This is a genomic window from Rahnella bonaserana (genome assembly GCF_019049675.1).
Taxonomy (GTDB): domain Bacteria; phylum Pseudomonadota; class Gammaproteobacteria; order Enterobacterales; family Enterobacteriaceae; genus Rahnella; species Rahnella bonaserana.
Window position 1 is genome coordinate 449,125 of record NZ_JAFMOW010000068.1, and the last position, 18,192, is coordinate 467,316.

Here is an 18,192-nt window from a genome sequence, read left to right on the forward strand (position 1 = left end):
GATCAATAAAGACCGTGGGGCAGGATAATGATAATTTTTATAGCGTAATACTTAATTCGCGACACCCTGCTTCTGGGGTAAGAACCACACCCAGCGCCTGAGCCGAGAACGTACCCTGACTGAAACCGATTATGTGACCAATATTGCGCAAACAGAGGGTCCAGTCAGGCGCGTTGCCTTCACTGGTCAGGCTAATGTTGTTGCCGTTGCGGCAAGCACGCAGGGTGAAGACTGTCTTCCCGCTCAGGTCCGTAATGACGCTTTCTGCCACCGCACCGTCTTCCAGCTCAAACAGGTGGAATTCGGTCTGCCGGCTGTAGTCGTAATCCGGCTTCTGGTCGTTACTGCCGAGCGCCAGCAAGGTATTCGGACGGACATACAACGGCAGGCTGTCGAAGCCATGCTGCTGACGATGCCAGCGCGAACCTTCTGCCACGTCGTTGTTGAGAAGATGCGTCCAGCGCCCTTGCGGCAGATAAAAATCGACGTCGCCTTCTTCGCTGAAGACCGGCGCAACCAGCAAATCATCACCCAACATATACTGGCGGTCGAGATAGTCGCAGGCAGGATCTTCCGGGAATTCCAGCATCATGGCGCGCATGACCGGCGTTCCGTGGCTGGCCGCCTGTGAAGACGCGGGATACAGATACGGCATCAGGCGGCATTTAAGCTGCGTAAACTGGCGCACAACATCACAGGCCTCATCGTCATAGACCCAGGGTACACGATAGGATTTACTGCCATGCAGACGGCTGTGACTTGAAAGCAGACCGAAAGCACACCAGCGTTTGTAGATGTGCGCCGGAGCAGTATTTTCGAATCCGCCGATATCGTGGCTCCAGAAACCGAAGCCAGACAATCCGATAGATAACCCGCCGCGCAGGCTTTCTGCCATCGATTCGTAGGTGGCGTAACAGTCACCGCCCCAGTGAACCGGGAATTGCTGGGCACCGACCGATGCTGAGCGGGCGAACAGCACGGCTTCCGATGCGCCGAGTTTGTCCTGCAATGTTTCGTATACCAGTTTGTTGTATACGAACGCGTAATGGTTGTGCATTTTTTGTGGATCACAGCCATCATGCCAGACCACGTCGGTTGGAATGCGCTCGCCGAAATCCGTTTTGAAACAGTCCACGCCCATATCCACCAGACGTTTCAGATGTCCTGCATACCATTCGCAGGCCTGTGGATTAGTGAAATCGACAATGGCCATTCCGGCCTGCCATTTGTCCCATTGCCACACCCGACCGTCCGGCCGTTTTAGCAGATAGCCTTTTTCTTTGCCTTCATGGAACAGCGGTGATTTTTGGCCGATGTAAGGGTTGATCCACACGCAGATTTTCAGCCCGCGCGCTTTCAGGCGCTGCAACATGCCCTGCGGATCCGGGAAGGTTTGCGGATCCCACTCGAAATCGCACCACTGGAAGGCTTTCATCCAGAAACAGTCGAAGTGGAAAACATGCAACGGCAACTGACGTTTCGCCATGCCATCGATAAAGCTGTTCACTGTGGCTTCATCGTAATTAGTGGTGAAGGAGGTCGTCAGCCACAGGCCAAATGACCAGGCGGGCGGCAGCGCAGGGCGGCCTGTCAGACGGGTGTAACGGTCGAGCACTTTTTTTGGCGTCGGACCATCAATGACGAAATATTCCAGATACTCGCCCTCCACGCTGAACTGAACTTTAGAGACTTTCTCTGATCCCACTTCAAAAGAGACACATTCAGGATGATTCACCAGCACGCCATAGCCGCGGTTGGTGAGATAGAACGGAATGTTTTTGTAGGATTGCTCAGTGCTGGTGCCACCATCGCGGTTCCAGGTTTCGACAGTCTGACCATTTTTAACCAGTGCGGTGAAACGCTCACCCAGACCGTAGACCGTTTCGCCGACGCCGAGATCCAGACGTTCCATCATGTAGGTTTTTTGCGAGTTTGCATCCTGCACATAGCCGTTAGACTTGGCGACACTGCCTGTTATACGGCGGCCATTGCGCAGGAAATCCAGCGTCCAGTTATTGCCTTTGGTGACGCGTACGCAGAGGTCACCGCTGTGCAAAGCAGCGAATTCCTCGTTGTCTTCAAACCGCAATTCGGGTGTGTCGGATTGCAGCAGCGGATAGTGCGGGCCTTTATCTGTTTCACCATCAAAGTGAGTAATACGCACACCAATAACACCGGTTTGCGGCGAGAAAAATCGCAGCGTAAACAGCGGTGAATCCAGCTGGCTGGCGCGCTCTGACGCATCTTTCGGCGCGGCGTAAATTACCATTTCGTTGCCGGAACGCTGTACTTCAAACACCTGAAGCGGGTGCGTCAGTGTGAGACCGTCCTGGATTAACCAGTTACCGTCACTGATCTTCATAATGAATTCCTCCTTTAGCCCTTCATCCTTCGCACTGACTCTGCGTTGGCTGCCTTCGCCAACCCCGGTCACATACCTGTGTATGCTCCCGGGGATTTACTCAGTTGCCGCCTTGATTCAGCACGAATGATTTTGGGCATGTTCAGTTAAATCAATTTCAGTTTTTAAAAAACAAATTCATTTCATAAACTCTTGCTGATTACGGCGGATGCCCTGAGCCACTTCATCGAGAATGCGGCGCAGCAGCGGGGTGCGCAGAATGTAATAGCGTTTGCAGATGATGGCGCTCAGCAGATAGCAGACTGCCGGAACCAGAGTGAATAACGCGATAATGCTGGTCATGGTGGCCGCATTTTGAGTCGTGGCACCGGACTGATAACCGGCACCCGCCAGCATCCAGCCGATCATCGCGCCGGCCAGTGCCAGACCGAGTTTCAGCACAAACAGGGTACCGGCGAAACTGATACCGGTCAGACGCTTGCCGTCGTTCCATTCGCCGTAATCGACGGTGTCGGACATCATCACCCACTGGATCGGAGTGACAAGCTGGTGCAGAACGCCGATGACGAAGATGAAGATAAACATCAGCACGCTGCCGTTCACCGGCAGGAAGAACATACCCATGCTCAGTACCGCCAGAATGGCGTTGGTCCACCAGAACACGCTGACTTTGCATTTCCAGTCGGTGAGTGGCTTAGCCAGTGCGCTGCCGAACAGGTTGCCGACGGAATAGACGCCGAGGAACCAGGCGAACAGCACCGGATTTCCGAGAATATAAGTGACGTAATACATCATGGCGCCACCGCGAACCGCGACGGCCATAATATTGAGGATGGTCAGCAGGCCGACAATGCGCCACTGATCGTTGTGCCAGATATCGCGCAAATCTTCGCGCATGGTGCCGGTCGGTTTACCCGGATCAATACGCTCTTTGGTGGTCGCAAAACAAATCGCCAGCATGATGGCGGCGACAATCGCCAGTACCGCGATCCCGCCCTGATAACCGAGTGCCTTGTTTTCACCGCCGATATAATTCACCAGCGGCATCATCAGCACCGTACTCAGCATCCCGCCGGCGGTGGCCAGCACGAAGCGGTACGATTGCAACGAAATACGCTGTGTCGGGTCAGAGGTGATCACGCCGCCCAGCGCGCAGTACGGAATATTCACCACGGTGTACATCAGCGTGAGCAGCGTATAGGTGATGGCGGCGTAAATCATTTTGCCGGTCATGCTGAGCTCTGGCGTTGTGTAGGTAAAGACGCAGACAATACCGAATGGAATGGCGCCAAACAGTACGTAAGGGCGGAATTTCCCCCAGCGGGTGCGGGTGCGGTCGGCCAGTAATCCCATACAGGGATCAGAAATTGCGTCCAGCGCGCGGGCGAGCAGGAACATGGTGCCGACATAACCGGCCGGTATGCCGAAGATATCGGTATAAAAGAACATCATGTAAAGCATGACGTTATCGAAAATTATATGACTGGCCGCATCGCCTAATCCATATCCAATCTTTTCCTTGACCGAAAGGATCTCAGTACTCATTGCTTCAATGTCCGTATGAAATGGGAGAGTACAGGTTTTAACGTTTACAAGGCGTTGGGGCTATTGAGATTTTTGTTTCTGAAATTATGTTTCTTTATTTCTGTGATCGCGCGGGGCAAACGGGGAAAAGTTGAGCGGAACAAACGGGCGAAGGACTGAACAGCGGAGTAAAAACCTCCCGTTACCGGGAGGTCTGTGAGGCGGTTACTTTTTGTATTTTGCTTCCAGCGTCGCAAACCACGGCGCGCTGAAATCTTCAGATTTTCCCCAGCCTGGAATGATTTTACTCAGGCCGGTCACGTTGACGCCATCCGGCTGGCTAAGCAGCAGGGATTGAGGGATGGTTTGCGCCGGAAATTCGTAAGTGGCAGGCGTTTTCTCGCCGGCAATTTTCAGTGCCACGATACGCAGGTTCACGGCGCCGATCAGCTGAGTATCGACAGCGGCGGTCATCTGCCACGGGCTGCCTTTTTCGCGCATTAGCTGAAGATCCTGATTCGACACGTCAATGCTGTAGAGTTTGATTTCAGTACGGCCATTCTCTTTCAGGGCTTTATACGCACCCTGGCTGAACGCATCCCATGCACCCCAGATCGCATCAATCTGACCTTTCGGGTATTTCGCCAGTATCGCGCCGACTTTGTTTGCGGTATCGCCCTGAACGTCAGAAGACACCGCGCCGATAGACTCCAGCTGATGAATACCCGGATTCTCTTTCAGAATGGCTTCGTAAGTTTTCTGGCGACGTTCCATTGGCGGGAAACCGGCTACCCACAATTTGACGATATTGGCTTTACCGTTGAAATCTTTCACCAGCTGACCCACAGAGGCTTTTGCCAGCGAAGCATCGTCCTGACGGGTGACCGTCACGCCCGGAATATCTTCCGGTACTTCAGTATCAAAGGCAGAAACCGCAATACCTGCCGCGGCGATGCGTTTAACCAGCGCTTCGGAATAAGGTCCGCGCCCCTGAGAAAGGATGATGCCGTCGTATTTCTGACTGATGGCCTGATTGACGAAATCCTGGAATTTAGCGTCATCACCGTTGCTCAGGAAGGTATCGACTTTAAACCCAAGCGCACGGCCTTGTTTGATGGCACCGGCCAGAAACTGGGTGGTGTTGTCGTCAGAACCAAGATTGCGCACGATAGCGATGCGGACAGGGCCGTTGTGTTGGGCAATGGCCGCCGGAACGGGGGCGGGCGTTTCACCGGCAGCGAAGGCGGGTACAGCTGAAAACAGGCTCAATGCCAGCAAGGATGCGGATATTTTTTTCATTATACTGCTCTCATTATATTGCTCTGGTGACTAAAGAGGTCCGTCGGACGCGATTTTTTCTGGTGTCATTTTTAATTGAGGATGTACAGAAGTCTGTCTGTCCAGACGTCTATTCTGTCGGGGCAGTTTACCGGTATGTTACGAAAGAGGGAATGCTTTGTTGTTATTATATTTAGCCCCGTTGTTATTCCTGTTGGTTATAGTGGATGCGCAGCCTGTGAGCAAAAACAGGCACATGGCCTAAACTGAGTTTTTGTCTGTGATATTTACGTCGAACGTTCACCCCAATACAGCCTCCGGGAGAAGCCTTATGTCCTTTTCTTTCCGCGACACATTATTGCCTGTTTTTATCCTTGCCCTGATGACCGGTCAGGCGGGTGCCGCACCGAAATCCCCTGTGCCTCCACCCCCGACTGGCGCACAAGTGACGGAGCTGGCGAAAGGACTGGATCATCCCTGGTCGCTGGCCTTTTTACCCGATAATCAGGGCGCATTGATCACCGAACGCAGCGGGCAGTTGCGTCTGTGGAAACCGGAGGGTGAACTTTCGGCGCCGCTGAAAGGCGTGCCGCGCGTCTGGGTCAGCGGACAGGCAGGTTTGTGGGATGTGCGTTTATCGCCAGATTTTGCCAGCAATCGTCGGGTGTATCTGACGTTTGCGCAGCCGGGTGAAAAGGGCGAACCTCATGCGGCGCTCGGCTACGGTACATTGTCGGCGGATAATAAAGCGCTGAGCAATTTTAAAGTGATTTTCATTCAGCAACCGGCCCTGCAAAGCGGTATCAATCTTGGCGGTCGCATGGCGTTTGATGATAAGGGCAATATCTTTCTTTCCAGCGGCGATAACAATCAGCGCATCAACGCCCAGCATCTCAATCAGTTACAGGGCAAGATTTTGCGCCTGACGCCGGAAGGCGGCGTACCGCAGGATAATCCGTTTGTGCACGACAGGAATGCAAAGCCTGAAATCTGGACGTACGGCAACCGCAATCCGCAGGGGCTGGCAATTAATCCGTGGAGCGGCGCGCTTTGGGAAACCGAGCACGGACCGCGCGGTGGCGATGAAGTTAATCTGCCGCAGGCGGGGAAAAACTACGGCTGGCCTCTGGCAACGTTTGGGATTAACTATTCCGGTCAGCCAATCCCTGAAGCGAAAGGGTCGACGCTGGCGGGCGCGGAAGATCCGGTTTACTACTGGGAGATTTCGCCTGCACTAAGCGGAATGGCGTTCTATAACGCGCAGAAATTCCCGCAGTGGAAAAACTCGCTTTTCGTCGGCGCGCTGGCAGGGGAATCCCTGATCCGACTGACGCTTGAGGGCGATAAAGTCTCCCATGAAGAACGGCTGCTCAGCGATCGTAAAGAGCGTATCCGCGAGGTGCAGGTCGGCAGCGACGGGTTTGTGTATGTGCTGACGGATGAGAGCGATGGCAAGTTACTGAAAATTGCACCGCAAAGCTGAGGTCATTTGATGAGAAAAGGCGGTCAGAAATGACCGCCTTTTGCATTGCAGGATTAACCGACGCGAAGACCGGTCAGCTCAGGGGCAGCATCACGCGTTTACAGAAGGCCGGACGCTGCTGAAGTTGCTGATACCAGCGTTCAAGATTCGGATGCGACTGACGTTCAATATCCAGGCGGAACCAGGTATCGGCGTAGCAGGCAACCGGAATATCCCCGATGCCGAATTGTTCACCGGAGAACCATTTTTGCTTCGCGAGCACGGCGTCGGCAATTGCCCAGTATTTCTCAAATGCCGCCATACCCGCCGCGACCACCGACATATCGCGTTCTGCTTCCGGCGTGCGCACCAGCGTCAGGAACACCTGACGAAACGGCACGGTCAGCGAGTTACTGCACCAGTCCAGCCATTTATCTGCCGCCGCGCGTTGTTGCAGATTGTCCGGCCAGAAGGTTTCTTTCCCAGACCGTTCTGCCAGATAGCGCAGAATAGCGTTGGATTCCCATAGCACGAAATCGTCGTCCTGCAGACAAGGCACCAGCCCGTTCGGGTTAAGTGACAGATAAAGCGGTTCATTGTTTTTGCCATACACGCCGCCGGCATTGATGTGCTGAAAGGTCACATTCAGTTCATCGAGCAGCCACAGCACTTTTTTCACGTTGCTTGAATTTTCGCGGCCCCATAGGGTGAGCATCCGGAACTCCTTGTTTTTAATACGGGAAAACAGAAGGCGTACATCTTTCTGGCTAAGACTATAGGCCACGGCCAGTGATTAAGCGAAGTGAAAAAAGTAACACTCAGCAACAGCAGGTTCTGTCGCTGAATGTCATTGTGAGGAAATCAGCGCTGAGTTTTTTGCGCTTTAAACAGTGACCAGACGCTGAGCAGGGCGACAACCATCAGATAATAACCCGGTGCCAGACTGCTGCCGGTGGCGGAGATCAGAAGCGTACAGATGAACGGTGCAAAACCACCGAAAACAGTCACCGCAACGTTGTAGCTGATCGCCATGCCGCTGGCGCGGGTGGTTATCGGGAACAAATCTGCCATCATCGAAGGCACGGTAGAGAAATATACCGATTTCAGCAGTGCCAGCCAGCTAATCAGCAGCAGCAATGACATCGCCGACGTGTATTGCAGCATCAACCAGAACGCCGGATAAATGGTCAGCAGCAACAGAATCAATGAGCCCCACATCAGCGGCAGGCGGCCAATTTTCTCCGCCCACAGACCCATAAACGGCGTGACGACGGTCAGGATAATTCCGGCTGCCAGCGTGGCACTGAATCCGGCAGAAGCAGGCAGATGCAGCGTTTTGGTCGCGTACGTCGGAACATAGTTCAGCATGTAGTTAATGGCGGTAGACACGACCATCAGACCGATGGCTGTAAAGAACAACCCCTTCTGTGAACGCACAATTTCTTTCAGCGGAGAGGCGGTCTTTTCAGCTTTACTGAAGCTTTCGGATTCTTTGATATGGCGGCGGATATACAACCCGACCGGACCGATCAGCAGGCCGAAAATAAACGGGATCCGCCATCCCCAGTCCTGTAACTGCGTTTCGCTCAGAACGGCGGATAATCCCAGCCCGAAAGCCGAGGCCAGCAGCGTGCTGGCACCCTGCGTAGCGAACTGCCAGCTGGCGATAAACGCTTTACGCTCCGGGAAATGTTCCACCAGAAACGCCGTCGAACTGCCGAATTCCCCGCCTGCGGAAAACCCCTGAATCAGCCTGGCGGCCAGTATCAGCAGCGGTGCCGCCATGCCGATAGTGGTGTAAGACGGCGTGATGACGATAATCAGGCCGCCGGCCATCATCAGGCTGATGGACATCAGCAACGAGGCTTTGCGACCGTGTTTATCGGCGTAAGCGCCCAGAACAATGGCGCCAAGCGGGCGGATCAAAAATGACACGCCAAAGCTGCCAAATGCCAGCAACAGGGAGACGGTCGGGTCGGACGTCGGGAAATACGCATGGGCGATATAACTGGCGAAAAAGCCGTAAATCGCGATATCAAACCATTCCAGTGCGTTGCCGATACAGGTCGCGAACAGGGTTTTCATCAGGCTGGGCTTTTCTGCCGCCGTGCCTGCGTGTTGAGATGCGGCGCTTAACTGGCTCATTGGGCACCTCCGGCGTGGGCAAGATGCTGTTCCAGCAAGCGGGTACCGCTTTCACCGAGATCCCACAAAAGATGAGTCATGATGGCCAGACCCTCGCGGGCCACGGAAATCAGCATATGTTCGTTGACGCCATGCTGGCCGCAAGCCGGATAAGAGTGCGGAACCCACAGCGTCGGCAAACCGAGAATGTCGGCAAAGACATCATTAGGCAGCGATCCCCCCAGATTGGGCAGCAGTGCCGGTTTTTTACCGGTTGTCTGCTGCATGATATCCAGCGCCCAGCCGACCAGCGGATCGGTCGGATCAAAACGGGTGGCCGGTGAACCGCGTACAAACTCCACACCGACCTGCGGGAAACCGTGAGCATCCAGATGTGCGCGCACGTGTTCCGCCAGGTTCTGCCAGTCGGTACCGACCACAAACCGCAGCTGACAGACCGCCGTGGCGTGGCCGGGAATAGCGTTCATCGGGCGCTGCGGATTGCCGGTCAGGAACGACAGCACTTCCAGCGTATTCCACGCGTATAAACGCTCCGCTGGCGTCAGGCCCGCTTCGCCCCAGTTCGGATCGATTTGCGGATCGCTGGCACTACCCCCCACATCCACATCACTGAGAATTTCACGAATAGCCTCGCTGACCGCAGGCGGTTTCAGTGCCGTAACCTGTAACTGACCGTGCTGATTGACCAGCGACGCCAGCGCATTCGCCAGCTGCGTACCCGGATTGGTCAGTAAACCGCCCCAGTTGCCGGAATGATAAGCGTTGTCGCGTGCGTTAATCGTCAGACGGAAATTCACCGCGCCCCGTGAGCCGAGAAATAATGTCGGGCGTTCTGCGCTCAGACGCGGACCGTCCGAAGCCAGAAAGATATCGGCGCTCAGTTCTTCATGATAATCACGGCAAAGTTCAGCCAGCCCCGGAGAGCTGATTTCTTCGCCCATTTCAAACAGCAGTTTGCAGTTAAACCCCAGGTAACCGCCGCGTACTTTGAAAATCTGCTCCAGCGCGGCAATATTGATGCTGTGCTGGCCTTTGTTGTCGGCGCTGCCGCGTCCGTACCAGCGGTCACCTTCTTCTTTAAGCTCCCATGGCGATAAATCCTGACGCCAGTTTTCATCGTCACCAAACACCACATCCCCGTGACCGTAACTCAGTAAGGTAGGCAGTTCGGGGTCTTCAATGCGCGTGGCAATCAGAAAAGGACGGCTGGCGGCATGAGGGTTTTCCACGCTGAGCAGGCTGAAACCCATCGCGGAAAGTGCCGGTTTGATCTCTTCATCGAGATAGCGCGCCAGTTCTGCGTCGCGCTGATTACTCTGGCTTTCAGTCGCAATAGCGACCCTGCGTGCCAGCGTTCGTTTATATTCACCCTGATCGAACCAGGCTAACGCCTGTTCAACGATATTTTCCGCTGTCATATGAAACCTGCTTGTAATTGTTTTGAGGATTTATTGTTGGTTTTTTTAGCAGTTTCACTCTAAGCGCTGTGCAAGCGTTGCCACAATAATAATAATTGCAACTTAGCGTTGCTTTTATTGTAATGCTCATCTGCACAGTTATGAGGCAATAAGGTCATGCAAAGTTCAGAGATCCGCTATTTTCTGGCGGTTGCGAATACGGGGTCACTGAGCGGGGCGAGTAAGCAATTATTCGTCGCCGTTTCTGCCATCAGCCGTCAGATCCAGCGTCTCGAAGCGCGCATCGGCGCACCGCTGTTTGAACGCCATGCGCGCGGAATGGTACTTAATGACGCCGGGCAGATACTGGAAAACCACGTGCGTAAAAGCATGATGGATATGGAACATGCGATAGCGGAAATTCAGGGGCTGAATGCGGTACGTCGCACGGTGATCCGCATGGCCTGCACCGACGGTCTGGCGTTTGACCTGTTGCCGCAGTTGTTTTCACAGTTCAGGCACGATCACCCCGGCGTGATGTTTTATCTCAATGTCGGCACGGCGGTGGAAGTGTCAGAAATGATCCATAACGGCGAAGTGGATTTCGCCCTGCAGTTCAGCCTGGTGGCCGAGCGGGGCGTGGATATCATGGCTTCTTTCCCGGCGCCGGTGCGGATGGTTATGCGACCGGACCATCCGCTGGCTGAAAGCCATGTGCAGCTGACGGATTTGCATCCCTATCCGCTGGCGATGACCGAGCAGGGAAGCACCATCCGTCAGCTGTTTGATTTGTCATGCAGGATGAGCGGAGTTTTTCTCGAACCGGCGGTGAGCTGTAACCGTTTCTCTGTGTTATACGATTTTATGGTGCATACCCCCGGCGCGATTGCGGCATGCAGCCATTTTTCAATTATGTACAAAGCGCGCCGCGACAATCTGCGGGTCAAACCGGTCAACATTGAACAGCTGAATCAGCGAACGTTACAGTTGCAATCACCAGCGGGAAAACGGCGTTCCGCTGCACTGACACAATTCATCGAGTTTGTCCGTGATGAAATAGCGCGTGAAAGCGAGGCATTTATTCGTGATTTTGGTTTATAGCGGAAAACCTCTTTCCTCAGCAGGCGGCCTGTTGCAGATGCGGATAACGCGACCAGTGCTGAGAATGCCAGCCCTGTGCGGCCGCGATATTTTGCAGCGCTTCGCTGGCGTTGATGACCGTTGATACGTCGGCGAATTCCAGCAAAGGCTGATCGTATAACGTGTGGCAGTAGGCAAATATTTGCTGGTAAGCAGGGGACCTGCGGGTTTCCAGCCAGAGTTTCAGACGGTCGACGCGACCCTGATGAAACGTCAGTTTGCCTTCCACTGCACCACTGAAACGCTGGTTGCTGACGCCGGCCTGCAGCCCGATACCTGCATGTGCGCCGAGACGCCTGGCCACCGGCTTCACCAGATGTTCGCCAGAAGCCGAAATAATCAGGATTTCATCCCCCCGAGTCCGGTGCCACTCCAGCTTTTCACGTGCCTGAGGATAAACACGTGGCAGGATATCGCGGTGAATAAACCGCTGAACCCAGTTCGCCACGGTCGGGCAGCTCAGGCCACTCATCGGTACAAAGGCACGGGTAAGGTAATCACTGTAATGCGCGATGTTGTGCGGGGAAAACTGCGCAGGCAGGGCATGCAGACGGTAATGAGTGAGTTCATCCGAAGAGGCATAACCCTGAGAAATCAGCCAGTGCAGCCACAGGTTGTGGCTGTCATCGCAAATCAGGGTATGGTCGAGCTCAAAAATTGCGAGATCCATGGTACAGATTCCCTCATCTGACAGTCTTCATTCAGCGTAGCGCAATTTTTGGGGTTGAGTTTTTTGTGACCGAATTGCCACGTAAACTTAATAAAGCGTTTTATCCAGCGTGAAAACGGCTCCACAGGCTAATCAGTGCCCAGGCGGCCAGCGACCAGCAGGCGACGGCGGCAATCAGAGCGTAAGGTAATTTCATCGAAGCAATGAAAAAATATAAAGAAAGCAGATACACCATGTAGGGGATGACGGCCCACAGACCAAAAATGATGGTCGTACGCAGTGCCTCGATATTGCGTTCAGTGCCGACAATATAATGGGCAATCAGGGCGAAGGTGGGAAACAATGGCACCAGACCGGCAATGTAATAGTTACGTGTTTTCGAGAGTATTCCGATCAGGATCACGACCAGCGCGCCGATCAGCGCTTTAAAAATCAAACCTGCCATTTCTGCCCCTGCCATCAGTTCAAAACGTTGACGTCCCGTTGTGAATAAACCGTTTATTGTTATAGATATTTTATATGCATTGCTATGCCAAACTGCCGCACATGCGTGAAATGGTCAAGCACTGACTGCTGTTTTTATCGCCAGTTGAATCTGCGCAACCAGCGGAAAACTCTACTATTCTTAAGATCTTTACACTATTTAGGTTTATTCCCGACCCGGAAAGCAGTAGGTTTTACACCTGACAGAGTTGCACAATCTGATTGAAAGATAAGATAAATTTCAGTTACCCGGACAAAAGCGCTGATACCTATGACAATTTCTTCCCAATTCAAACGGACTTTCATTTACGCGCTGGGCAGTGGAATATTCCTGCTGGCGCTTCCCGCCGCACAGGCGGATAACGGCCCCGTCGCCCCTCAGATTAACGCCAAATCCTGGGTGTTAATGGATTACAACAGCGGAAAAATCATCACCGAATCTAACCCTGATGCCCGTCTTGATCCGGCCAGCCTGAGTAAAATCATGGTCAGCTACGTGGTCGGGCAGGCAATCAAATCCGGCAAAATTAAATCTGACGATCTGGTTTCTGTCGGCAATGATGCCTGGGCGACCGGCAATCCGGTATTGCGTGGCTCCTCACTGATGTTCCTTAAACCCGGCGACCGCGTGCCGGTATCCGAACTCAATAAAGGTATCGTCATTCAGTCGGGTAACGACGCCAGTATCGCGCTGGCCGATTACGTCGCGGGCAGCCAGGATTCATTCGTTAATCTGATGAACCGTTACGCAGAACAGCTGAAACTGCAAAACACGCATTTCAAAACGGTTCACGGGCTCGATGCGGATGGTCAGTACACCTCCGCCACCGATATGGCGCTGCTTTCACAGGCATTGATCCGTGATACGCCGGACGAATATGCACTGCACAAAGAGAAAGAATTTACCTTTAACCATATCAAACAGATTAACCGTAACCGTCTGTTGTGGAGCTCAAACCTGAACGTTGACGGGATTAAAACCGGCTACACCTCAGGCGCGGGCTATAATCTGGTGTCCTCGGCCAGTGATTCAACGGGCATGCGGCTGATTGCCGTTGTCATGGGCGCGCCAAGCGACCGTATCCGTTTCAGCGAAAGCGAAAGCCTGCTGACCTGGGGGTTCCGCTTTTATGAGACGCTGACGCCGATTAAAGCCGGTGATGCATTTACCAGCCAGCGCGTCTGGTTTGGTGACGAAAAAATGGTACCGCTGGGTGTCGCAGAAAATGCGTCGCTGACCATGCCGAAAGGCCAGCTGAAGAATCTCAAAGCCAGCTTTAATCTGACCAATAAACAGCTTGAAGCGCCTCTGGCGAAAAATCAGGTGGTAGGGACAGTAGATTTCAGTCTGGACGGGAAAGTGATTGAACAGCGTCCGCTGGTCGCATTGCAGGAAGTGAAGGAAACCGGCTTTATTGGCCGTATCTGGGACTTCGTGATGATGAAAATCAGCGGTCTATGGGCAAGTATTTTTGGGAAATAAAACCCCGTCATCCCTCAGGCTGACCCTGCGTTAGCTGCGTTTGTTCACCCCGGTCACTTACTGATGTAAGCTCCGGGGGTTCACACACCTGCCGCCTTGATGCAACCCGAATGATTCAGAGGGTTGTTTCCGTTGTTAGTTCTGCACCCAGCCTTTCTTAATCGGGAAGGCAAATCCGAAGCGGTAAACCTTGCACATCAGCGCGTTAATCTGTTCACCGAACAGGTTCCATACCAGTTGTGCAAACAGGCAGCCGAGCATTCCCACCAGGAAACCGCCGACCATATCCAGCGGCCAGTGAACGCCCAGGTAGACACGTGACCAGGCAATGCCCACAGCGGTCACCATCAGTAATGCGCCGGACCACAGGCGATGCCAGAACAGGAATGACAGGGCGAAGGTGAAGATGGCGGTGCCATGATCGCTCGGGAACGAACTGTCAGGGGCGTGCTGAATGAAGGTATGTCCGAAGCCTTCCACGAAAGGGCGTGCATGAGGGAATAACAAAGATAACGACTTCGCTGTCGCCATCGCAAAAAGGAGGGCAATGGCTGTTTTGCTGACCAGAACACGCTGCTGGCCGATGTTCTCGCGCTGCCCCCAAAGCCATAATCCGGCAATCATCAGGGGGACAATGATGATCAGATCATTTGCCAGAAATGAGGCAAACTTGATCAGCGTCTCCGGCGAGGCCGGCGTAGCGTTAATCCAGAGAAAAACCAGATGGTTCAGCTGTTCCATTAAACTACCCTCGAATAAACAGGCCAAAATAGCCTTCAAAAAATTCCTATCAATCCGTCACAAAACCTTCATAAACGCCGGATACGTTAAATTGCGTCGCCACAGAGGTAAAGTGGACGTCGTCTGAATATCCGCAGTCATTGAGCAACGGTATAGTTTCGCGATGAAATGAAGTGTAAACAGAAGAACTTAAGGAAGCCTTAAGCAGGCGGGAGGACGAGCCTCCCGGCAGCGATGCCTGACTGGAAAAATGAAAGAAAAGATTTCTGAACGAGGGGAAGTTAGCGGTTAAGAGTTAACGCGGTTTTTGCACTGACATCAGGAACAGCATTGGTCGCTCGGCTTCCTCAGCGAGGTCGGGATAAGCGGCAATTTGCTCAGCAGAAGGGCCCCATTCATCCAGATGACGGATAACGAATCCGGCTTCAATCAACAAATTGATATAAGTGCCGAGCTTCCGGTGCTGCTTAATCACGCCATCTGCAAACCAGTTGGTGACGCGCTGGCCTTCGCGCTGATAACCGTCCACCGGCCAGGTTTTGTGACCTTGTCCGTTCAGCTTCCAGCCCGGCTCAGAAGGCGCGGTATATACCGGATGTTCTGCTGAGAATACGAAATGACCACCTGCATTCAGCGCCTGATAAACAGTACGGAACAGCGCGGGCAGGGCGTCGATGTAATGCAGGGTCAGGGAACTGTAGGCAAGGTCGAAAGCGGCTTCGGGTAAGATCAACGTTTCCAGGTCGCGTCTTTCATAGCGGATAGCCGTATCCGGGGTCATGGCACGGGCCTTTTCCAGCATTTTTTCCGAGACATCCAGGCCGAGAACGTCACCTGCGCCCCTTTCACGTGCAGCCCGGCAAAACCAGCCGTAGCCACAACCGAGATCCACCACGCGGGCGTTTTTAATGTCCGGCAGCAATGCTTTCAGGGAAGGCCATTCAGGGGCGCCGTCCAGCCCGAACTGCGAGCGTCCGAGCTGGGCATAGCCATCGAAAAAGGCCTGATCATCGTAAATATTTTGCGTCATGAGAATGACTCCTATAAAAATAGTCTTAACTGCCAATTCATTTTGGCCTGAATAGTGTAGTGAATTATTTTATGAGAGAGCAATGAAATGGAGATTCGTGAGGCCGTTTATGCCGATTTAAGCGTATTACAGCGTCTCGCGTGCGAGACCTATCGCCATTATTTTGGTAGCTTGTGACAAAATAGTGACGAGCTGGATGCTTTTCTGGCAGATGATTTTGGTGATGACGTGATGCGCCTCAGTCTGAACAGTCCGCACAGTTGCTGGCTGGTGGCGGAGGAAAACGGCGGGGCGGTCGGATTTGCGCGGCTCGACTTTAATACTCAGCCCGACAGCGTCGCGCCGACCGAGGCTGGCGCAAAACTATGCAAACTGTATTTTTTGCCTGAAAGCCGCTCGCGGGGACTTGGGGCGAAACTTTTCGCAGCTGCAGAACGCGTTGCCAGAGAACACCGGCAACCGGTTCTCTGGCTGGACGTACTGCAAAGTAATCGGCCTGCCATCGGATTTTATCAACGGCAGGGGATGCATCAGGTGGCTGAGATCGCCTATGTGACGGCTACACAGACGACTAAATTATGGGTAATGAAAAAGGATATCAATGATTAAAATACGCCTGGGCGGCCTGTTTATTACACTGGAAGCGGGAGAAGATATTCCTTACGCACCGGAATATTGTGAACATTACACTTACCTTTTCCATCCGGTAGAAGGCGGCTATGAAATTTTGCGTTACGACGCATATTCTGGCTGGCATAAACGCCCGGATCAGTTATTTGAAGACGGGCATCAGGCATTTGTATTTGCCTATCAGGCGTACCAAAATGAATGGAGTCAGACCGACGGACGTTTAGGCGGTAAAGATCAACATCTCGAACGTATAATGTAATAAACATTTGTACAAATAAACGCATCAGCCTCCATTGCGGAGGCTTTTTTTTGGATAAAATTGCAACCCTGCTTCCGCAGATATACAAAACATTACATTAGGTGTTTCAATATCCAGGTTATGTTTTCATGCCATAGTCCCGCAGTGAAATCATTATTATCATCAGATATTAGTGCGCAGATAATAGTAATCTTAGGAGGGGGTAAGTCTTATTAATTATCTGTTTTTTAAGGTTTTATTATTAATGTGTGATGATTTTTTAAACTTAAACAAATACCAAACGAAAACTATTCCAAATTTTTTCCGGTTGCAACGGAACTTATCCTGGATTATTTTGACGCCCATCAGTTCCAGACCCTAAGAAGAAATATAACTTCACGGCGGGCTGAGAATTAACTTGCCGGATGGCAATTTAGATAGCTTCCAAATAATCAAGGATATTGATGATGAAATTACGCGCACTTTCTCTGGTAATTCCTGCTCTGATGATGGCCGGCACTGCTGGCGCTGCCGAAATTTATAATAAAGACGGCAACAAACTTGATCTGTTCGGTAAAGTCGATGGCTTACATTATTTCTCCAGCGATGACAGCACGGATGGCGACCAGTCATATATGCGTTTTGGTTTCCGCGGTGAAACTCAAATTAATAACGAACTGACCGGTTACGGTGAGTGGGAATATCAGGCCGCCCTGAATTCTGCGGAAAGCGCTGATAATAACAACTTCACCCGTGTTGGTTTTGCAGGTCTGAAATTCGGCCAGTGGGGTTCACTGGATTACGGCCGTAACTATGGCGTGATGTACGACGTCGCGGCATGGACCGACGTATTGCCTGAGTTCGGCGGCGATACTTACGGTGCAGACAACTTCATGTTCCAGCGTGCTAACGGCGTGCTGACCTACCGTAACAAAGATTTCTTCGGTGTTGTTGATGGCCTGGACGTTGCTGTTCAGTATCAGGGCAAAAACGGCAGCGCGACCGAATCCAACAACGGCCGTGACGTTCTGGCTCAAAACGGTGACGGCTACGGCATGTCCCTGTCTTATGACCTGGGCGAAGGTTTCAGCGCGGCAGCCGCTATGATGGCTTCCGACCGTACCAACGAGCAAAATGGCCGCAACAATCCGGCAATCATTGGTAACGGCGATAAAGCAACGGCCTACAGCGGTGGTCTGAAATACGATGCGAACAACATCTATCTGGCCGCGATGTACACCCAGAGCTACAACGCAAACCGCTTCGGTAAAGCAGGCAGCACCGCTTACGGTTACGCGGATAAAGCGCAGAACTTTGAAGCTGTTGCGCAATACCAGTTCGACTTCGGTCTGCGTCCGTCTATCGCGTATGTTCACTCTCACGCACGTGATATCCCGGGTTACAGCAACCAAAACCTGACCAAATATGTTGATGTTGGCGCGTCTTACTTCTTCAACAAAAACATGCTTACTTACGTTGATTACAAAATCAACCTGATGGACGACACCCGTCTGACCCGCGATGCCGGCATCAATACCGATGACGTTGTGGCTGTTGGTCTGGTTTATCAGTTCTGATAAACCGACGCTGCCCTTATTGAGGGCACCTG

The 18,192-nt window shown here is 52.7% G+C and carries 16 protein-coding genes; 6 read left to right on the forward strand and 10 right to left on the reverse strand.

Annotated elements, in window-relative coordinates; genetic code table 11:
* Window positions 1–37: 37 nt before the first annotated feature.
* The 3 genes from yicI to J1778_RS23680 all read right to left on the reverse strand — a co-directional run bounded on the left by yicI (window position 38) and on the right by J1778_RS23680 (window position 5,185).
* Complete coding sequence (gene yicI / locus J1778_RS23670; protein ID WP_217175220.1) at window positions 38–2,362, reverse strand: alpha-xylosidase; 2,325 nt, start codon at window positions 2,360–2,362, stop codon at window positions 38–40.
* A 177-nt stretch (window positions 2,363–2,539) separates the two neighbouring features.
* Entirely contained in the window at window positions 2,540–3,907 is a 1,368-nt protein-coding gene (locus J1778_RS23675) for a glycoside-pentoside-hexuronide family transporter (RefSeq protein ID WP_217175221.1), read from the reverse strand.
* A gap of 204 nt (window positions 3,908–4,111) precedes the next feature.
* On the reverse strand, window positions 4,112–5,185 hold the full coding sequence (locus J1778_RS23680; protein ID WP_217175222.1) for a sugar ABC transporter substrate-binding protein: 1,074 nt from the start codon (window positions 5,183–5,185) through the stop codon (window positions 4,112–4,114).
* Window positions 5,186–5,495: 310 nt separating this feature from the next.
* Here J1778_RS23680 and J1778_RS23685 point away from each other — a divergent pair, with 310 nt between their 5' ends.
* The gene (locus tag J1778_RS23685) at window positions 5,496–6,647 is read left to right on the forward strand and encodes a PQQ-dependent sugar dehydrogenase (RefSeq protein WP_217175223.1); all 1,152 of its coding nucleotides are present in this window, start codon (window positions 5,496–5,498) and stop codon (window positions 6,645–6,647) included.
* A 73-nt stretch (window positions 6,648–6,720) separates the two neighbouring features.
* Here the strand turns inward: J1778_RS23685 and J1778_RS23690 are convergent, their stop codons facing one another.
* The 3 genes from J1778_RS23690 to J1778_RS23700 all read right to left on the reverse strand — a co-directional run bounded on the left by J1778_RS23690 (window position 6,721) and on the right by J1778_RS23700 (window position 10,189).
* Window positions 6,721–7,341, reverse strand: a complete 621-nt coding sequence (locus tag J1778_RS23690) for a glutathione S-transferase family protein (RefSeq protein ID WP_217175224.1) — start codon at window positions 7,339–7,341, stop codon at window positions 6,721–6,723.
* A gap of 146 nt (window positions 7,342–7,487) precedes the next feature.
* Complete coding sequence (locus J1778_RS23695; protein WP_217175225.1) at window positions 7,488–8,771, reverse strand: MFS transporter; 1,284 nt, start codon at window positions 8,769–8,771, stop codon at window positions 7,488–7,490.
* On the reverse strand, window positions 8,768–10,189 hold the full coding sequence (locus tag J1778_RS23700; protein ID WP_217175226.1) for a M20 family metallopeptidase: 1,422 nt from the start codon (window positions 10,187–10,189) through the stop codon (window positions 8,768–8,770). Before J1778_RS23700 ends, J1778_RS23695 begins: the two co-directional genes overlap by 4 nt.
* A gap of 156 nt (window positions 10,190–10,345) precedes the next feature.
* Here J1778_RS23700 and J1778_RS23705 point away from each other — a divergent pair, with 156 nt between their 5' ends.
* Window positions 10,346–11,269, forward strand: coding sequence for a LysR family transcriptional regulator (locus tag J1778_RS23705; RefSeq protein ID WP_217175227.1), 924 nt, complete (start codon window positions 10,346–10,348; stop codon window positions 11,267–11,269).
* A gap of 16 nt (window positions 11,270–11,285) precedes the next feature.
* Here J1778_RS23705 and J1778_RS23710 read toward each other — a convergent pair whose 3' ends face one another.
* Both J1778_RS23710 and J1778_RS23715 read right to left on the reverse strand, forming a co-directional pair.
* Window positions 11,286–11,978, reverse strand: coding sequence for an HAD family hydrolase (locus tag J1778_RS23710; RefSeq protein WP_217175228.1), 693 nt, complete (start codon window positions 11,976–11,978; stop codon window positions 11,286–11,288).
* Between the two features lie 100 nt (window positions 11,979–12,078).
* Window positions 12,079–12,423, reverse strand: coding sequence for a GlpM family protein (locus J1778_RS23715; protein WP_217175229.1), 345 nt, complete (start codon window positions 12,421–12,423; stop codon window positions 12,079–12,081).
* Window positions 12,424–12,732: 309 nt separating this feature from the next.
* On the opposite strand from J1778_RS23715, the gene J1778_RS23720 reads away from it, so the two are divergent.
* Window positions 12,733–13,944 (forward strand): serine hydrolase, encoded by a 1,212-nt coding sequence (locus J1778_RS23720; RefSeq protein ID WP_217175230.1) that lies wholly within the window; start codon window positions 12,733–12,735, stop codon window positions 13,942–13,944.
* Window positions 13,945–14,079: 135 nt separating this feature from the next.
* Here the strand turns inward: J1778_RS23720 and ybjG are convergent, their stop codons facing one another.
* Entirely contained in the window at window positions 14,080–14,685 is a 606-nt protein-coding gene (ybjG, locus tag J1778_RS23725) for an undecaprenyl-diphosphate phosphatase (RefSeq protein WP_217175231.1), read from the reverse strand.
* Between the two features lie 295 nt (window positions 14,686–14,980).
* Window positions 14,981–15,715, reverse strand: a complete 735-nt coding sequence (locus J1778_RS23730) for a class I SAM-dependent methyltransferase (RefSeq protein ID WP_217175232.1) — start codon at window positions 15,713–15,715, stop codon at window positions 14,981–14,983.
* A gap of 192 nt (window positions 15,716–15,907) precedes the next feature.
* Between J1778_RS23730 and J1778_RS23735 the strand changes: the two genes are divergently transcribed.
* The 3 genes from J1778_RS23735 to ompC all read left to right on the forward strand — a co-directional run bounded on the left by J1778_RS23735 (window position 15,908) and on the right by ompC (window position 18,160).
* Window positions 15,908–16,324, forward strand: a complete 417-nt coding sequence (locus tag J1778_RS23735; protein ID WP_274388790.1) for a GNAT family N-acetyltransferase — start codon at window positions 15,908–15,910, stop codon at window positions 16,322–16,324.
* The gene (locus J1778_RS23740) at window positions 16,317–16,604 is read left to right on the forward strand and encodes a hypothetical protein (RefSeq protein WP_217175233.1); all 288 of its coding nucleotides are present in this window, start codon (window positions 16,317–16,319) and stop codon (window positions 16,602–16,604) included. The genes J1778_RS23735 and J1778_RS23740 overlap by 8 nt, the downstream gene beginning before the upstream one ends.
* Window positions 16,605–17,050: 446 nt before the next feature.
* Window positions 17,051–18,160 carry a porin OmpC gene (gene ompC / locus J1778_RS23745; protein ID WP_217175373.1) on the forward strand — a complete coding sequence of 370 codons (1,110 nt, stop codon included), beginning with the start codon at window positions 17,051–17,053 and terminating at the stop codon, window positions 18,158–18,160.
* The last annotated feature ends 32 nt before the right edge of the window (window positions 18,161–18,192 follow it).